At 58.5% G+C, this 16,583-nt stretch carries 17 protein-coding genes; all 17 read left to right on the top strand.

The features are described 5' to 3' along the window. Window position 1: 1 nt before the first annotated feature. The 17 genes from OKC42_RS18045 to OKC42_RS18125 all read left to right on the top strand — a co-directional run bounded on the left by OKC42_RS18045 (window position 2) and on the right by OKC42_RS18125 (window position 16,542). On the top strand, window positions 2–994 hold the full coding sequence (locus OKC42_RS18045; protein ID WP_270820472.1) for a hypothetical protein: 993 nt from the start codon (window positions 2–4) through the stop codon (window positions 992–994). Next, entirely contained in the window at window positions 991–1,686 is a 696-nt protein-coding gene (locus OKC42_RS18050; RefSeq protein WP_270820474.1) for a phage baseplate assembly protein V, read from the top strand. The genes OKC42_RS18045 and OKC42_RS18050 overlap by 4 nt, the downstream gene beginning before the upstream one ends. Window positions 1,687–1,694: 8 nt before the next feature. After that, complete coding sequence (locus tag OKC42_RS18055; protein WP_270818389.1) at window positions 1,695–1,982, top strand: PAAR domain-containing protein; 288 nt, start codon at window positions 1,695–1,697, stop codon at window positions 1,980–1,982. A gap of 56 nt (window positions 1,983–2,038) precedes the next feature. Further along, on the top strand, window positions 2,039–2,344 hold the full coding sequence (locus OKC42_RS18060) for a hypothetical protein (protein WP_270820476.1): 306 nt from the start codon (window positions 2,039–2,041) through the stop codon (window positions 2,342–2,344). 53 nt (window positions 2,345–2,397) lie between these two features. After that, on the top strand, window positions 2,398–3,177 hold the full coding sequence (locus tag OKC42_RS18065) for a DUF7217 family protein (RefSeq protein WP_270820478.1): 780 nt from the start codon (window positions 2,398–2,400) through the stop codon (window positions 3,175–3,177). A gap of 768 nt (window positions 3,178–3,945) precedes the next feature. Further along, window positions 3,946–5,634, top strand: a complete 1,689-nt coding sequence (locus OKC42_RS18070) for a hypothetical protein (RefSeq protein ID WP_270820479.1) — start codon at window positions 3,946–3,948, stop codon at window positions 5,632–5,634. A gap of 46 nt (window positions 5,635–5,680) precedes the next feature. After that, entirely contained in the window at window positions 5,681–6,118 is a 438-nt protein-coding gene (locus tag OKC42_RS18075) for a hypothetical protein (protein ID WP_270820480.1), read from the top strand. Between the two features lie 2 nt (window positions 6,119–6,120). Then, window positions 6,121–7,755: a hypothetical protein gene (locus OKC42_RS18080; RefSeq protein WP_270820482.1), complete on the top strand. Its 1,635-nt coding sequence runs from the start codon at window positions 6,121–6,123 to the stop codon at window positions 7,753–7,755. A gap of 47 nt (window positions 7,756–7,802) precedes the next feature. Next, window positions 7,803–8,492, top strand: coding sequence for a hypothetical protein (locus OKC42_RS18085; RefSeq protein WP_270820483.1), 690 nt, complete (start codon window positions 7,803–7,805; stop codon window positions 8,490–8,492). Between the two features lie 13 nt (window positions 8,493–8,505). Further along, the gene (locus tag OKC42_RS18090; RefSeq protein WP_270820486.1) at window positions 8,506–9,084 is read left to right on the top strand and encodes a hypothetical protein; all 579 of its coding nucleotides are present in this window, start codon (window positions 8,506–8,508) and stop codon (window positions 9,082–9,084) included. A 10-nt stretch (window positions 9,085–9,094) separates the two neighbouring features. After that, window positions 9,095–9,595, top strand: coding sequence for a baseplate protein (locus OKC42_RS18095; RefSeq protein WP_270820487.1), 501 nt, complete (start codon window positions 9,095–9,097; stop codon window positions 9,593–9,595). Continuing rightward, window positions 9,595–10,158, top strand: a complete 564-nt coding sequence (locus OKC42_RS18100) for a hypothetical protein (RefSeq protein ID WP_270820489.1) — start codon at window positions 9,595–9,597, stop codon at window positions 10,156–10,158. Before OKC42_RS18095 ends, OKC42_RS18100 begins: the two co-directional genes overlap by 1 nt. A gap of 9 nt (window positions 10,159–10,167) precedes the next feature. After that, on the top strand, window positions 10,168–10,746 hold the full coding sequence (locus OKC42_RS18105; protein WP_270820492.1) for a hypothetical protein: 579 nt from the start codon (window positions 10,168–10,170) through the stop codon (window positions 10,744–10,746). A gap of 2 nt (window positions 10,747–10,748) precedes the next feature. Continuing rightward, window positions 10,749–11,552: a hypothetical protein gene (locus OKC42_RS18110; protein ID WP_270820493.1), complete on the top strand. Its 804-nt coding sequence runs from the start codon at window positions 10,749–10,751 to the stop codon at window positions 11,550–11,552. A gap of 846 nt (window positions 11,553–12,398) precedes the next feature. Next, entirely contained in the window at window positions 12,399–14,756 is a 2,358-nt protein-coding gene (locus OKC42_RS18115; RefSeq protein ID WP_270820495.1) for a transglycosylase SLT domain-containing protein, read from the top strand. Next, a complete protein-coding gene (locus OKC42_RS18120) occupies window positions 14,756–15,115 on the top strand; it encodes a hypothetical protein (protein WP_270820497.1) in 360 nt (119 codons plus the stop codon). Before OKC42_RS18115 ends, OKC42_RS18120 begins: the two co-directional genes overlap by 1 nt. After that, complete coding sequence (locus OKC42_RS18125; RefSeq protein ID WP_270820498.1) at window positions 15,112–16,542, top strand: bleomycin hydrolase; 1,431 nt, start codon at window positions 15,112–15,114, stop codon at window positions 16,540–16,542. Before OKC42_RS18120 ends, OKC42_RS18125 begins: the two co-directional genes overlap by 4 nt. Window positions 16,543–16,583: the final 41 nt, after the last annotated feature.

The following is a 16,583-nucleotide window of genomic DNA, read 5'->3' on the forward strand; positions in this document are numbered from 1 at the left end:
CATGGCCCGCCCGATATATCAATTCTTCCAGCGCCTCACTACCAACGGCCAAGAGATCCCGATCAACAACATCTCGGATGGCGCTTACAGCGAGTTCTGCTCCATGGATGGCCCCCAGCTGATTCTGAACCTGTCCGATACCGATAGCACCCTGGCTGACGATTACGGGCTGGTGGAGGGAGCGGTGATCGATGCTCGCTTTGGCCACACCTACAGCGGCGGTGACGACTACTTTGCCAGCTCCTTTACGGTCGTCTCTGCCGCCCCGAGCGGTGATCACCTGGTCGTTGAGGCAATGGAGTCTGGGGTGTTCGCCGTCAAGCAACCAGAGCCCGCGCCGCGGGTGTTTGTGGGGGTGACCATCAAGGCCTTGCTGCAGGCCGTTTTCCCTGGCTACACCATCGAGGGGGCCACCAGCACTGACCGAGTGAGCTACCACGTTCAAGTGGGCGCCACCGTATCGGCCATGCTGCGCCGCCTATCTGCCGATACCGGTCACGCAATCTGGGTCGCCCGAGGCGTGGTGTACTGTATCCCCTTCTCTGAGCTGCTGAGCCGAGCCGACAAGGAAGATCCGATCACGCTCGAGTATGACGGGTACCAATCCAAGTTCCCGATCCAGTCATACAAGCCGATCTACAGCTCCGCCGCCGGCGACCGAGCGGCAAAGCGGCACTATGCCACCTGGGATACGGTCGGGGGCGTGATAGCTGGTGGCCAGAATGCCGGATCACCCCGCGTCATGCTGCCCGCTGCTACCCCGCGATCGCTCAATGAGGGTGTCTGGCGCATCGATCCCTGCCTCGATGCCACCCTGTTCGGCAATGCCCGCTACGCCGCCGGAATGACGGTTGGTGTGCGCCTGAATCGCCAGTCCACTGAGTCTGTTCTTGATGAGTCGGTACCGGCCAGCCAGACATTCATCAGTGTGACTCACCGAACCGTAGGCCATGCCTACAGCTGTATCGCGTCTCTGGGGGTACCAAGAAAGTGAGCGACAAACTATACGGCCGGTATCGCGCCAAAGTTGAGAACGTGGATCACCCTGAGGGGCACTACAAGGTGCAAGTGCGCCTCCTCTTCCTGTGGGATGACTGGCCCGCCGAGGCGTTGCCATGGGCAGAGCCGGAGCTCGCCCTGGGGACGCGCAAAAACAACGGGGCGGCGATCCCGCTCGAGGTGGGCGATCTGGTCTGGGTCGTGTTTGAGGCGGGTGACTCCCGAGCGCCGGTCATTACCGGCGGGTGCCTATATGCCCCAGAGGGCGTGCTCAACATGCCGCATGAGGCATTCGGTGGCTCTGAGTCATACCAGCACAAGCGAACCGACAAGCAGCCCGCCACCGAGGAGCCTGGCTACTATGAAAACCCTGTTTTCTCCCTCTACGGGACACTGTTCGAGGCGATGAGGAAAGGTGGATTCCGGCTCACACACAAGGCGTCTGGCTCTGCAGTGGAGGTCAACAAAGATGGTCAGTTCGTGCTGCACGGCGAGGCTGAGACATTCCTCTCCAGCAAGGGGGATGCGCTGGTGGAGGGGGACGGCAAGCTGACGATCATCGTCAAGGGCAATGCGGCTCTGGAGAGCGATGGAGACATAAGCCTCAAGGCCAAGGGCAAGCTCGCCCTGTTCGGTAAGGGTGGCGTGGAGATGGGCGGCTCGTCCTTCAACTGGAAGAAGGGGTAAGACAAGACATGGCAGGTATCGCAACAGAGGACTCCATCTGCTCAGGGCATGACGGCTACCCGCCGCGCAAAGCGGTAGAGGGTGACGCCAGCTTTCTGATCAATGGTGTCCCTGCCCATGCAGACGGGATGGTGTGGGACTTTCACACCAAGCCCAAAAGCTCACCCCATAGCGGGGTGGGTATCGGGGAAGGGTCTTTCTTCATCAATGGAAAGCCCGCTTGCCTGATCGGTAGTTCGGTGTCGTGCGGCTCAACAATCGTCACCGGAGATGAGTCATTCAACATTGCGGGGTAAGCATGGAGTCAAAAGAGGGGAATAGCGCCCAACCAGGGGGCAACAAACGGGCAGAGATGATGGCAGCCATGGAGTTGGCCGGAGCAAAGGCGCTCGATGGGGACGATCTGGTGAAGTGGGTAGCGCTGACAGACAAGGTGCTGGAGCGCCCTGAATCGCTGTCAGCCATTTCAAGCGCCGCCGGTGCGGCAAGTACACCAGTTATCCCGCAAAAGGCCAAGGAGATAGCGCTCTGGGGTCTTGGCGGGGTGTTCGTCTACAACTTCGTGATACGAGACCTGCTGATCTTGCTGCTAAAGCTGGAAAACGCGCCTCCACCAGCCATTACCCTCGATGCGGTAATGCGCCTGTTCGCGCTCTAAGGTACGCCGACCCCAATCACTCCCCCGGCTGCCCCATACAAGAGGGTTCTATCTTGCTTGAATCACCAAAGGCCCAAGCGGTCTATCGCGCCCTGCAGTCCTCGAGCGGTTTCTCCAGTTCTGCCGGTAACAAGGCCGCGGCTGCCATCTCCAAGGCTACCGATCTGCAGGGGCAGATTGAGCAGCTGATGCAACTACCAGACGAGGGAATCCCCCCTGCTGGTGGCCTGCCCGTTATCATCCCGAGCGAGATCAAGGCGGCCGTGGCCAAGCTGGACGAATACAAGGGGATGATGGGCGGCACTATCAGCTCCAGTGAGGGGCTGAGCTCGGCTATCAGTCAGCGCATGGAGAACGTGACGGGCAACATGGCCATGATGAATGCGGCCGCCGGTGTCGCACAGAAGATGGGGGATGTGCCTGAGGGATGTGGCGCCCTGGGGGCTGCTTTCTCGGTGCTGACCAGCGAGGGGCAAACAGACGCCCTGAATGCGCTGATGGGGCAGCTTGGCGGCCCGCTGGCACAACTCAAGGATGTGATCGATGAGGCGCTAGACCTCAACTCATCCAGCTTACCAGGGCCACTGAAAGCCGCCCTCGATGAGGCGATGGCGGCGGTCGGCGCCACTATGGCCAGCATTGGGCAAGCAACGGCGGGGATCAACTCGCTGGTGGGCGAGGCTCAGTCGATGTGGGCAGCTCTGGATAAGTCTTTCACTGAGGCGGTGCAATCCACCATCCTGGTGTCGATGTTCAACAACCCCTGTTTGGGGGCCGTGATTGATGCGGTATCGCCGCCAGAGGTGTCAGATATTCTGCACAGCTTTGAATAGCAAAAGGCCCGGCAATCGCCGGGCCTTCTCTTAGCTGGTGGTCATGCTCTCGGCAACTTCGGCCGCCTTGCTCCGGCCGGTCTCGGTGAGCTGGTAGGCAATCTGGATGCCGATGGCCAGTTCGCTGCGAGCGAGCAGCCCTTTATCCACCAGCCCCATGCAGCTGACATGGAAGTTGGAGTACGCAACGGGGTCTTTGTTGTTATCCGCTCTCCAGCGATTGACTACATCTCGAAGGCGGGCGCTCGGGACTGGCTCGAACCTCCCCCTGCTCTCGATGCAATGCAGGACGAAAAGCGCGATGCGCTGAGTGCCGGATAACCGTTTATGAGGTCTGTAATTCATAATGTTTATGAATAAGAGATTACTTCTTGGAGAGGATGAGGCGTGGCCAAAGCATGACTTCCTTGATGACCAGCAAAAATTGGTACGGCTTGGATGGATGCTTTCCCTGGTACTTTACCATTAACTGGTTCGAGCGGGCTAGGCATACACCGGCGCCAATCAAAAACCACTGATAGAGGACAAACCCAGCTGCGAAGAGTTGCATTGATGGGGGCATTATTGAGGTCTCCTGTTGTTCCCGTGCTTATCCTAACAACTTCAACGAAAAACAAGAACCCCAAGAGCTACCAGCCGCCCCGATAATGCTTTAAACTTTAAAGTGATTATCCTAACAAGTTAATCAAGCCTTCACTCCAGCCCCCCGAGGAAGGCGAACCTGCGAGTTGCCTTCCTAATCATTCAACCGATTAGGGGCCAACAATAATGTCCAAATCTAAAGAGTATCAGGCGCGCATCGAGCAGCAGCACGCTGACGCTAGTGCTATTCGCCTTGTGTGCGTGAACTCCCAAACCCAGCTTGGCAGCTCTGCCGATCTGGAAACCCGCATGACTGCTATTGCAGCGGCCGCCACCGCAAGCCCGATGTTTGAATCCCTCGGTGAGCACGCCGGTGGCGTTGCTTGTGCATGGGCCAGCGCAATTCAAGAGTACGCCGAGACCTACGGCGCCATGCCGAGCGATGCTCTGCTGAGCTCTGCTGCCCAATCCCTGCGCAACATCACCATGTTTGAGTCTGTTGGCGCTGAAACTCCGATGCTGGAGTCCGTGCAGAAGTCTCTGACCACCTCCCAAGGTGTGGAAATCCGCGCCCGTCAGGCTGGCCTGATCCTGCCGGTTCTGCTGGCGGCCGCCACCTCTGACGCTGTAACCCATATCCCGGGTGCTGCCAACGAAACCGAAATCTTCCGTATCCGCCGTCACGCCGGTTCTACCTTCGGTGACTACGAAAAGGGTGACGAGCTGGGCATCTTCGCCCACGGCCAGTACAGCCAGATGAACCAGACCTACCCGTTTGCAGCTGGTCAGGTACCGGATGGCGAGAAAACCTCTTTCGTCTACAACTCTGCCACCGATGGCGCCGCTATCAAGGTTCCGTTCAAGCGTCACTCCGTCAAGATCCTGGTGAACCGCCGCCGCGGCGCTGTTGAGCTGGAAGAAGAAGGTCGCATGTTCGGCGTGGTCAAAATCAATAACTCTGAGATCAATCTGAGTGCTGACATTGACTACCCGAACGGCAAGGTGACCCTGACCACCTCCGCCCCGCTGCCGGCTGGCGTCAAGCTCTACCTGGTCTATGACGTAGACATTGAGCAAGCGCCCGAGCTGATCCCGACCATCACTCACAAGATCACCTCTGTGAAGCTGCGCCCGCACGAAGCGGTAATTGCTGCCGAACACACCATCCAGGCCTTCTGGACTATGCAGCGTGAATACGGTCTGGATCTGCGCTCCATGCAGATGAGCCATATGCGCAACTACCTGGCATATGAGAAAGACCTCAAGAACCTGAAAGAGATGATCAAGGCTCACCAAGCGCGTGAAACCTTCGATCTGACCGTGCCGGGTGCTCAGTATTTCAAAGAGCATTACGAGCTGCTGGGCAAGAAGCTGACCATGATCTCCAACGACCTGATGGAGCGCACCAAAGTCTCCGGTCTGGTCGGCATGTTCGCAGGCAAGAGCGCTACCGCAGTGTTCAAGTCCCTGGGCGCACCGCACTTCATCCTGGCTGACAACTACCGTCAGGTACCCCGCATCCACTATGTCGGCACCCTGTTCGGCGTCAAAGTGTTTGAAGTCCCGACCGAGATCGAAGTCATCAAGGGTGACCCCGAGACCAAACTGGGCGAGTGGGATTGCATGTGCTATGCCCGCGGCGAGAACCACACCGAAGCAGGCATTGTGACTGGTGACGCTATCCCGGCAACCATGTACAGCCATGGCACCCAATCCAATATGCGCGACCGCAATACCCTGTGGGAGCTGTCTTATTGCGATGTTCACCCCGATGCGGGCGAAGAATACTTCACCATGCTGACCCTGATCCCGGCTGCCGAATCCAAGGCTGTCGAGGCACAGGCCAAGCAGGCAGAAGAACAGGCTTCCGAGTAACCCATAGCGGGCGGCAACCATGCCGCCCGCCAGTTTGGAGGCCTGTATGAACAAGAAACTTCTGGCTCGCGTTATCAACCCCACCAGCTGCCGCTATCGCATCGAATGCACCGGTTTTCCGGCTGTCGTGGTGGTCTCTGGTGAAGATTCTCCCGAGCAACTGATCCCGCTGGACGGCGAAGGCCATCTGGCTGTGCTGAATAGCATGGTGCAGCGCTTACAGCTTCACCATCTGCAGGTGTCAGTGCCCGAAGAGCCTGTACCCCCCGAAGAACCGAACCCAACCCCACCAGAAGAGCCGCCGGTTGATGGAGATGGCTCTGGCCAGCCACCAGCCCCCGAAACGCCCTCTGAGTCGAATGGTGAGCTGAGCGAAGAGGTCAAAGGCGCTTCTCAGGAAGATCCCGCCCCTCAAGACACCTCAACCGACAAAAAACCGCCCGCCCGCAAGCGTGCAAGTACCAAACCCACCAAAGGTGACTGATTATGGTAATCCCGAGTTCCCTTACCCAAGTCGCGCAAATTGCCGTCCAGGCAATTGATGCCAGCGCCACTATCTCCGCCGGTGGTACCGGTGGCGCCAGCGTGTTTGCCGGGGTAGTTATTTGTGAAAAGGGTCAGCCATTCGAGCTGATCAGTATCAACCGCAAAAACTGGCAAACCAAGCTGGGCAAGCCATACCACCCCTCCAAAGGTGTTATTGCTGACCCGCTGCGCCAAGTCGGTGATGCGGTCGCTGGCGGCGATGGCTATGTCGTTCGCGTTGTGGCGGAAGATGCTAAATACCCAGTGCTGACTGCGCGCCTGGCACCCGCCGTCAAGGCATTGAAAGCTGCCAAGGTCGCCAAAGAGGCCGAAGGCGAGCAGCCAGAGCTGGTGGCCGCCGACACTGCGCAAATGAACACCTCCGCAGAGGTGTTCGGCACCAAGCCCCAACTGGCCGATGGTGACCTGTTCGCTATCTATCCGAAGGATGGTGATGTATCCGGTCGCAAGATTGAGATGCTCCCGATCGAGGGTAAGGCTGGCTTCTTCACCCTGAACCTGTACGAAATCGATCGTCTCGGCGCTTCTTTCCTGCAGGAAACCCACGAGGTCAGCTTTGACATCGAGGCTGTTGACGATATGGGGCAGCCTGCCTACATCGAAAACCGCCTGGAGTCCCGATCTTCTGCCCTGGCGATCACCATCAAGCCCGGTGTAGACCTGTCGGCCTTCCCGGGTGCAACCCTCTCCGCATTCACCGGCGGCACCCTGGGCGACCAGAGCGAGATCGGCGCTGAGCAGGTTGCCAAGGCGATCGCCGTGCTCCGCTCCGCTATGGTCGGCTACACCGCGGTTCTCGGTCTGGGCGTCTATGACTCTAACTCACTGGCTGCCTTGGCAGAGGTGGCAGAGGCTCGCCGTATTGACTCCTTCCTTGATGTGCCTCCGTCCGAGAATTACGCGGGCGCCGTCACCTTCATGGAGGGGATGAACCTCAACAACCACTATGCGGCTTGGTACCACTTCCCGTACTCCGCCAAAGACCCCTACTACGGTGGTCGTGCTGTATGGGGTATCTCCGGCATTGCGTTCCAGGCGAAAGCGAAGGGCGTGGCCAAGGTTGCCGGTGCTGTCGGTGGCTGGCACTACTCCCCTGCAGGTGAAGATCGTGGCGTTATCAATCGCCGTGAATGCCAGCCCCTTGCCGGTATCGGTGAGCTGGATGAAGAGGCTTTCTACAAGGCCCGCATCAACAAGCTGGGGCTGACCAGTGGCGGCCTGCTGATGATCGATGACGCGATCACCAGTCGCAGCCTGAACGATTACCTGCGCTTCCAGCATGTTTCTTCGGTCATGTCCTCTATCGCCCGCGACTTCTACGCCCTGGCGCGCCAGATCAAGCACAGCCCGGATGGCCTGACCTATGACGGTCTGCATAAGGGGATGACCGACATTCTGGATGGATACGCCACCGCTAAAGCGCTGGTTCCTCCGCGCAACCCCGATGAGGACGGCGAATCCCCTTACGTCCTGACCGTTGAGCAAGACGACTTCGACCTGTGGACTGTTGCCTGGAACGTCTGCGTGACCGGCACATCCCGCCGGATCATGGGTACCCCTGGCCTTATCCGTTAACAACCACCAGCCCACCAGCTGGTGGGCTTTTCCATCAAGGAGAACACATGCACAAATTTATGCAGATTGCCCAAGGGGACAAGAACCAAATGTTCGGCGCCCTGCTGGGTACCAAGGATAAACCGGCTCAGGAAGGCGTTTCCGAAACCGCGTTTTTCGAGTCCGTTGCCACTGACGAGATGCTGAATGAAGCGGCCGCCGGTGTCGCCAATACCACCGCTCGCGCCGATGCGATGGCCGTTGTGCTGGCATGGTATGACGATGGCGATGACGCCGCAGAAGCTCTGGATGCCTACGCCCAAGCGCTGGCCGACTCTGACGAAGATGGCGAGATTGGCGAGCCGGAAGAAGAGGAATATCACCAGTTCCTCACCCTGATGGCTGACGCAATGGTGTTCCTGGGCGTTCCGGCCAAGACCGCCACTGACGCCATGAAGGGCGATGACGCTGCAGCTGCCAAGGCCATGCAGGAGATCGAAACCCGCATGAACGGCGATGACGCTGATGAAGATGATCTGATTGTCGCCTACAGCACCCGCGAATCCGTTATGAACGAAGCCAAGGTGAAGGTTGTCCGTGACGGCAAGGTGAAGTTTATCCAGAAGCCCCTGCGCAAAAAGATCCTGTCTGCTGCTCAAAAGGCCGCCCTGCGTAAAGCTCGCCGCAAAGCCCACACTGGCGCCGCCAAAGTGGCACGCCGCAAGAGCATGAAAGCTCGCAAGTCTCGCGGCATGTAAGCGGAGGTAGCCGATGTTTGCAGGGGTAGGCAACAACGATGGGATCAGCAGTTACCTAAAGGTTCGCATCTCCAACGATGCGGGCGACATGGTGACCGCTTATATCGGGGAGGGGAGCAGCAAGACGCTCTCCTCTACGTGGACTTCACCCTTTGAGTCAGATGCCTTGGGTAAAAGCCAAGGCCTGTCAAAGGCCGGTGACGCCGCTCAAACCGCCACTGACATGACCTCGGTAACCCAGTTCAACAGCCGCATGGTGTGGGAGGGGACTACTCCTCCCACGCTGAACCTCACTCTCAAGTTTCTAGCGTTCTCCGACCCCAAGACGGAAGTTCACGATGCGATCATGCTCCTCGAGCAGATGGCCAGCCCCGAGCTGAACAAGCTGACCCCTGGTGGCCGCCGACCATCCACCGTGACAGTGGATGTAGGTCGCCGCTTCAAGGTCAGCAGCCTGGTGATCGTGGATGTGAGCTCCGAGCTAGACCCTCCCCGCGACAAGCGGGGGTACATGACGCGCAACACAGTGCAAATCAGCCTCATGCCGAATCAGATGCTCAATGCGAGCGAGATTCCAGGGCTCTATCTATAAGGGGAAAAACATGGCTGGTCATTCCAACGCCAAAGGGAACGTGAGCTACGTTAAGCAAAAGTTCCTGAAAAACGTAGCCGCCGGTGAAAAGCTCGGTGGCTCGGAGTTTGACGTAACCTTCGATGGCTACGACGATCTCTCCGTGCTGATGCGTACCGCCCAACTCCCGGCACTTGGCCGTGCTGACGTTGAGGACTTCGGCCCCAACGGCTTGAAGTTCGTGCAACAGGGCCCGCTCGAAAACAGCGGCCAGGTCACCATGATGTGTGTGGAAACCATCAAAGGCGTTGCCTTGAAGGCTCTGACCGATATGGTGCACAACAAAAAGTACGTGAACATCACCATCAAACCGACCCCTGAATCCCTTGGTGGTGGCGTACCGGCCGGTACCGGCTGGCGCCTGGAGCACTGCCTGATCCGCATGGATAACGTGGATCTCTCCACCGAAGATGTTACCGCTATCGTCAAGCCAAACATCACAATCACCTACAACTGGAAGGAGCCCGTATAATGACCGCCCTCGAGCTGCTAAGCGCTGTTCGGGGGCGGTTCTCGGTGCTGCTGGTGGAAGAACCCCAGCAGCTCCAACTGCTCACCACCGCTTTAGGTACCTACCAAGACCTTGCCGGTTTCATCAAGCGCGTAAAGGTGACAGAGCGTGCGCCCATCAAAGCGCCCTCCGACTTTTTGGCGCCGGTTCTATGCACCGACAAGCGAGGCGACTTCGTGCCTCACGAACTGGATTTTGATGCCGAGACCAACGCCGTAATGATCGGCTTTGATGATGCCCGGTCAGCCTATCCACTGAGCTTCACCTACCTGGTTAACCTCCGAACCATCGACCACGACACCTATCAGATCCCGGAAACCATCATTGGCATGGTGCAGGATTATCTGGAGGTGCTGATCTCCATCCCCAACGATGAGCGCATGGCCCGTATCCAAGAGGCCGGAAAGCTCGATGTATCCCGCACGCCCACCAGCGATGCGCGCGAGGGGCAGCTGGCAGCGATGCGCGAGGCCATGAAGGCTCAGCGTGCAATCCTGCCCATGATCACCATTCAGCCGTTCTAAGGGGGTACCGTGGGCATTTTGACGAGCGCCCTGGGGGCCGCTTCTACAGCCACCAGCAACTCCGCAACCGGTGGCACCAGCCAAACAGGCCTGCTTGCCCGCCACCGCCGCACCGTTCGCCAGCTGGTGGAAACACCGTTCCAGCAAGGATGGCAGTTTCGCGTAGAGATTGACGGTCAGCCGTCCGACTTCGATGTGTACGTCAAGGATGTGACTTACGGCTCGTTCACCATTGAATATGAAGCCACGCAGATCGGGACAAACACCATCAACGCCCCGCTCCACAAGACAGCCGGCACCGTCACGATGACGGTAAGAGATCACCAGGACGGCCGAGTCGAAGCCTTCTTTACCAAGCTCTCCAAGAAGGTGATCAACGATGACGGCACCATCAACTTGCCAGCGACCTACCTGGTAAAAATGCGCCTGTACCTGCTCTCCGATGACGGCGCCGAGACGCTGAATAAAGAGTGGGAGGTATCCGTTGCCGAGTGCGGCGAGATTACCCGCTCCAGAAGCGCTCTCAATGAGTTCGTGAGCTTCCCTATCGTCCTGCAAAAATACCGCGCCCTGAGCGCTAAGGACTGACCATGATCCCTTTGTTCCCGCTACCAAGCCGCCCTGCAACTCAGGTTCAATTTCGGATGCCTACCGTGCAGGACGCTATCAACTTCTCAGGCCTGCGCGATGAGCTGGATGAAGCAGCCACCACAGACTATCTGCGCGCGCTCCTGCAGGGTGATGCCCCCGACCCGATAGGGTGGACGGCGGGCGACCGTGTGACCGCGATGTGGTGGATTTGGATGGCCATCAGCGATGACACCACCCTTGCCTACAAGTACCAGTGCCGCCATTGCGGTGAGACCCACCACGTTGATATTGACCTGGTTGATCTCGATGACAACCTCACCGTGCTGGAGCGCGAACCGGCCATTGCCGGGGAGATTATGGCCAATGGCCAGATCCACGCCTGCCAATTTGTCCCCCTCGATGGCTATGCCATGACTGCCCTCGAGCAGCTGCGCCTTGAGTTGCTTGATGCCACCAGCAAAGCCGACAAGGACACCATCAAGAACCGGCTCAAGGTGCTGGAAGTGGCGCATAGCTTCCGCCTGGACGCTCACGCCGAGCTACCAAGAGAGGAGGCTGACGCCAAGCGCATGGAGCTCGTCATGTCTATGAACCCAGCCAAGGAGTTCCGCGTGCTGGCCGCCCAGTGCTATCAGGCGCTCGCAGAGCTACGCCACGGCTTGGCGATGGAGATAACGGATGGTCGAGTCGAGCTGATCTCGCCACTACTACCATGCGAAGCACCACAGGAGGGAGAAGGGCAGCCACCGGCATCCGTCCTTCTCCTGCGATTTCAGCCTGTCCACTGCATTCCAGCGATATAGCACGGCAGGGTGGTACACCATCGTGAAGAATCTCACCGTGTACGGCGGCCAGCCGATTGATTCTGTCCTGGGGTCGCCTATCGGCCTCGTGGAGATGATCAACCAAGGGCTGCTTGACCGGTTCCAACGCCAGGGCAACCCATGAGCGACAAAACACACACCAAGCAGGCGGACATAGAGCAGGCATTAGTCGGTGAAATGGTTGTGGAGGGGGCAAAGTTCACCAAGCCAACCTCAAAATCCCCCTCTAGCAACGCATCCGACAGTGCAACTCTTGCCGTGCTCGGGCAGATTGCGACCGATGTAAAGCGTTTGAGCATAACGAGCGAATCGCTACTAAAACGCATAATTTCAGATGGAATTGCTGAAAGGTCACACCATGCAACCAAGGAACCAACTAGCGCCAGAAATCACCAAAAAGCGCCAAGCGAAGTAATTGACCGCCAAACGACAGCGCCTGAAAGCGCTAGCAAGGCCAAATTAGAGCCTAAAAGCACAGGATTGGCGCCAAACAAGCCGACAAAGGCAATTAGCGGCCTGTCAATTGAGACCACGGAAAGCGCCAGAAAGCGCCGAAAAGCTCAAAAAGATACCGAAAAGGACTTATCAGGCACTAAAAAGACCCAAACAAAAAATAACCAAAACGCCAAGGTTGCAGCCTCACCCAGCGGTAGAAAGGAAACTCCGAAGGGTAGCGCCCCTAGAAAATCCCGAGAAAACAGAACAATCGACTTAGAGCCAACTGTTGCTGTTCGGGGCAAAAGTGACGGGAGCGCGCCGCAATCAGTCAGCCCAGAGCCTACCCAAACGGCAGAACCGGCCGCGCCTGGCAGCAAGCCTAAATCGGTGCAGGCCAACACTCGCCGCGATGGCGGGCTCTACATTGGCGATGACGGAAGGGTTAGACGCCCGGATGGCACTTTTGCCACGAAGGTGGAAGTGCGCCGCTGGCAACGCGAGCAAAACGAGGCTGGTGACGCAGCAAGCCCTGACAGCAAGGAGAAGATGACTCACAGCCTCACCTCGCTGTTAGTCAGAGGTGTGGCGCTGCTGGCTGGCCCCAATGGAATTGCAGGCACCAAGGGTCTGTCTCACTCGTCAGCTGGCGAGGCTGCGGGTGTGGCGGCTGGTGGCTCGATATTCTTCGCCATTCGGGAAGTGACCGACCTTGCATCAGATGTAAGCGAAGCCCTGAAAGAGCGCGACATAAAGGGCACCAAAGACCTGCTCCCGTACCTGAAAAAGCAGGCCTCATCGCTAAACCCATTCAAGCAAGACAAGGGCAAGGATGACGCCTCCCCTGCTGGCAAGCCTGATAAGGGCTCGACTCCAGCCAAGGATGCCACCAGCGCCGAGGCGCACCGGCAAGGGGAGCTGGTGAACACCATCGAGCAAGAGGGTTTGGATCAGGCCGAGCTGCTGGAGCGCCAGCACGGCGAGCTACTGGAAAAGCTGGACGACCTGATCGATAGCGGCAAGCAAAAGGGCCCCGGGCTGGTGGATAGCGCCATGGATCTGGCAGGGGATGCCTGGGAGCGCCGCCGCGGGAAGCGCAAAGGCAAAAGAACCAGGGCCCGCCAGCCTCGACCAGAGATCAACGCCAGAGCTCGCAGAGAGGGCGTCAGGGGGCGTAGGGCGCCAGAGATTGGGGGTAAGCCTACCGGTCGCATAGCGCGAGTCAGGGCGGCCATGCCGCGCATTTTCTCCCCTGCAGCCTCCCCATTGGTTGCAGCCAGCGCCACCGGTGGCGCAATGGCGTCAACGGCCAGAGTGGCCGGTTCTCGGGCTGTTGGCGCTGGCGCTGCAGCGATGGGAGCAAGAGCAATCCCGATCGCAGGCCAACTGCTGGCGCTGGGAATGGCTGGCTATGACGCCTATCAAGGCTTCAACGATAAGGATGCCCAATCCCGCGCATTCGGCCTGCAGGGCAACCAGAAGGCGACTACCGGCCAGAAAAGCGCGATGGCAGCGGCCAACGTGCTGGATCTCGGTGGTCTCACCTCTGGCCTTGCTGGTCTGCTGGGGTCTGCTGCTGGGGCGCTTGGCTTTGAGCGCCTGCAGGAGTCGCTGACGTTCGATACCGAAGATATGGCCCGCGCCATCTATGACGGCATGACGATGTTTGATCACAAAAACCCGCTCAAGGACAGCGGCAACAAGTCGATCGTCAACAACTACGGCTCGAGCGGCGTGACCTATCGTGGCACTACTCCCGTCACCGGCGAATGGCAGGGTACGCCCGTCCGGTACAACGGGATCGAAGCTGAAAATGGTCTGCCGGCTAACTTCCTGGGGGCTACTTCCATGGTTGAGAGCGGCGGAAATCCCAATGCCTACAACAAGAAATCTGGCGCCATGGGGGAGTTCCAGTTTATGCCCAAAACCGCTGCAGGCCTTGGGCTGGCCAACGCCTTTGACCAGAAGAGCAGCACGGAAGCCATGATCAAGCACACCAAGCAGAATCAGGCATATTTCCGCAAGCAGATGGGGCGGGAGGCAACAGGCAGGGAGTTGTACCTACTCCACCAGCAAGGCATGGGCGGCGGTACCGGATTGATAAAGGCGCTCCAGCAGAACCCCAACGCCAGCGCGGTAGAGGCTTTGGCGGCTAACGGGCAAAAGGCGCCGGTGCAGGCTGTACTGCAGAACGGCGGCCGAACCGATATGACGGTGCAGGAGTTCACGGATCTGATCCTGAACAAGTACGACCGTGCAGAGGCCGCCATCAAGAAGAACCCCGGCATTGCTGCTGGAGAGGCAAAAGCCATCCTCAAGGAGGAGAAGCCAGCCTATGACGTTCCGATGATGCTCCGCGGCGGCCCGCGTGACGGCGAAGAAGCGCCCCCGCTCGTCCACAAGACCGAGCAACAGGCCTCCGTATCCACCAGCTCCACGACCACTACCGCCGCGGCGCCGGTGACGCAGACGCTCGCCCCTCCGCTGACGCTGCGGCCGGTGGTGGATATTCAAGAAGAGCAAGCCCGCCGTGCCCTGACAGAGCCAAAGCCATACGCCCCGGTTGTTGATGAGACCGCCAAGATGGCCAAAACCCTGCAGAACATTGAGCGCCTGCTGGCTGAGCAGAACAAGCAGCAGAAAAGCAGCCCAACCGGCGCGCCGATGCGAACCGGCGGCAAACCCGACACCACCAATCCGCCAATGCTCTCCAGCGGCATGGCCGCCTTCGCGTCAGATAGGAGCTGATGATGACCGAAATTGACTACCTGATGCAGCTTGACGAATCAGGCGTGCAGCTGCGGGAACAAGAGGACGCAATGATCAACAACGTGGCCGAGTGGATGGACACCCCTATAGGTAGCGTCTACGGTCGCCCAGGGTGGGGGAACCGATTCATTTCATTCAAGCACGAGCCCCCAGGTGAAGATCTCGAGGTTGCCATCGAGAACATGATAGTGACAGACCTCCCCCGAGATGTTCGGGGGGTGGTTGTGAGAGGCATTCGCTGTGAATACAACCAAAGGGAAATCGACATCTGCAGCGTCACCATTGTGACAAACTTCGGCACTCTATCTACCCAGCTAAACACTAAGGAGGCGCTGTGAGCGACCAACTAAACAACCAAACTCCGGTTGAGACCTTCAACGAGCTGCTGAAAGGCACCAGCTGGTGGAGCCGCCTTATCGGCTCGCAGTTCGTGCAGGGCATCGCCACCTTTGTTGGCCAGATGGCCTATCGCACCGAAAGCCTTGCTAGACGCCTCCTGCAAGAAGCCTTCATGTCTACGGCCATCAACCGCGCCTCAATCCTGGCTGGTGCAGAGGATCGCGGCTATGTCGGCGGCAAGGTCATGCCATCCACAGGTAAGGCCAACATCACCAACAACACCGACTCGGTTCAGACGTTCGCTTTCGGTACGCCAGTGACCGGCCCGAACCAGCTTGATTACATCCTGGCCGAGGCCGTGCGAATTGAACCCGGGGTGACGCTCGAGGTGGAGATCAGCCAGCTGACCGAAGTGGTGATGACCACAACCGTGACGGCCGAAACAAAGTGGCTGGAAATCGCCCTACCCAAGGCGGTAACAGCCAAGGCCTCTGAGGTGGAGGTGTGGGTCGAACCGCCCCGCCAGACCTCCCAGCGCTGGGAGAAGCGATTCATGTTCCGGCGCGGCACGCCTACCAGTCGGATCTACACTGAGAGCTACAAACCTACCGAACAGCTTGTTGTCCGGTTCGGTAACGGGCTGGCAGGCATGATCCCCCCGCTTAACTCGCTCATCCGGCTGGTGGTTTGGTGTAGTGAAGGGGAAACCGCCCTGCTGGAAGGGCAGCCCTTGACCCTGGCTGATGAGAGCGACTTTCTCACGCAGGGAATTAAGATTGTCACAACAACCCCGATTGCCGGTGGCCAGTCCGCTGAATCGACAGAGGCAATCCGCCGCGGCGCCCTGTACGCCACCCAGTACGACCAGCAGGTGGTATGGGATAGCGACTATGCCAAATACATCAGCGACAACATCTCAGGCCTGATTTGGCTCAAAGTGTGGGGGGAAACCCAGCAGGAGAAAGAAAGCGGATTTGATGTGGACAATATCAACCGCATTTTCATCTCTGCCTACTCTGACACCCAGAGCCAGGAACGTCTGGAGGAGCGGATCGCTGAGCTGTTTAGCCGTGGCGCAGAGTTCAACACCAGATACTCCTACATCCCAGTAAATCGCCAGCCATTCACCCTGATCCTCAATGGCTCAATCCCCAATAGACAGCGCCAAGATGCCGTCAAGCTATCCATAATTACCACCCTCACCAACAAGTTTGGCGAAAACTCCGCCCCCGGGGCCATCGCGGGGCAGTCCAGGGCAAAGGAGATCTTTCAGAAGGACATTTGGACGGCAATTGATGAGCTTGGTCTGCTTACTGAGTTCACTATTACTTTGGTTGGGCGCGTTGAGCAGCCAAAGTTGAGGGATTATGTGTTCCTTGACGCGGCGGGCTCCACCTTCAATCTGGAGTACGACAATGCAAGCTAACTGGTTACGCAGCAGGCTCACCAGAGCAAAGCAGAAGGAGC

Origin of the sequence: Aeromonas sp. Y311-2, from assembly GCF_027706025.1 — a bacterium.
In the GTDB taxonomy this organism is placed as follows: domain Bacteria; phylum Pseudomonadota; class Gammaproteobacteria; order Enterobacterales; family Aeromonadaceae; genus Aeromonas; species Aeromonas veronii.

What these genes read in the sequence shown, in the direction of transcription:
- OKC42_RS18070 (WP_270820479.1), top strand. Translation starts at nt 3,946, where the DNA reads ATGTCCAAATCTAAAGAGTATCAGGCGCGCATCGAGCAGCAGCACGCT.
- OKC42_RS18085 (WP_270820483.1), top strand. Translation starts at nt 7,803, where the DNA reads ATGCACAAATTTATGCAGATTGCCCAAGGGGACAAGAACCAAATGTTC.
- OKC42_RS18095 (WP_270820487.1), top strand. Translation starts at nt 9,095, where the DNA reads ATGGCTGGTCATTCCAACGCCAAAGGGAACGTGAGCTACGTTAAGCAA.
- OKC42_RS18060 (WP_270820476.1), top strand. Translation starts at nt 2,039, where the DNA reads ATGATGGCAGCCATGGAGTTGGCCGGAGCAAAGGCGCTCGATGGGGAC.
- OKC42_RS18120 (WP_270820497.1), top strand. Translation starts at nt 14,756, where the DNA reads ATGATGACCGAAATTGACTACCTGATGCAGCTTGACGAATCAGGCGTG.
- OKC42_RS18080 (WP_270820482.1), top strand. Translation starts at nt 6,121, where the DNA reads ATGGTAATCCCGAGTTCCCTTACCCAAGTCGCGCAAATTGCCGTCCAG.
- OKC42_RS18055 (WP_270818389.1), top strand. Translation starts at nt 1,695, where the DNA reads ATGGCAGGTATCGCAACAGAGGACTCCATCTGCTCAGGGCATGACGGC.
- OKC42_RS18090 (WP_270820486.1), top strand. Translation starts at nt 8,506, where the DNA reads ATGTTTGCAGGGGTAGGCAACAACGATGGGATCAGCAGTTACCTAAAG.
- OKC42_RS18045 (WP_270820472.1), top strand. Translation starts at nt 2, where the DNA reads ATGGCCCGCCCGATATATCAATTCTTCCAGCGCCTCACTACCAACGGC.
- OKC42_RS18075 (WP_270820480.1), top strand. Translation starts at nt 5,681, where the DNA reads ATGAACAAGAAACTTCTGGCTCGCGTTATCAACCCCACCAGCTGCCGC.
- OKC42_RS18100 (WP_270820489.1), top strand. Translation starts at nt 9,595, where the DNA reads ATGACCGCCCTCGAGCTGCTAAGCGCTGTTCGGGGGCGGTTCTCGGTG.
- OKC42_RS18110 (WP_270820493.1), top strand. Translation starts at nt 10,749, where the DNA reads ATGATCCCTTTGTTCCCGCTACCAAGCCGCCCTGCAACTCAGGTTCAA.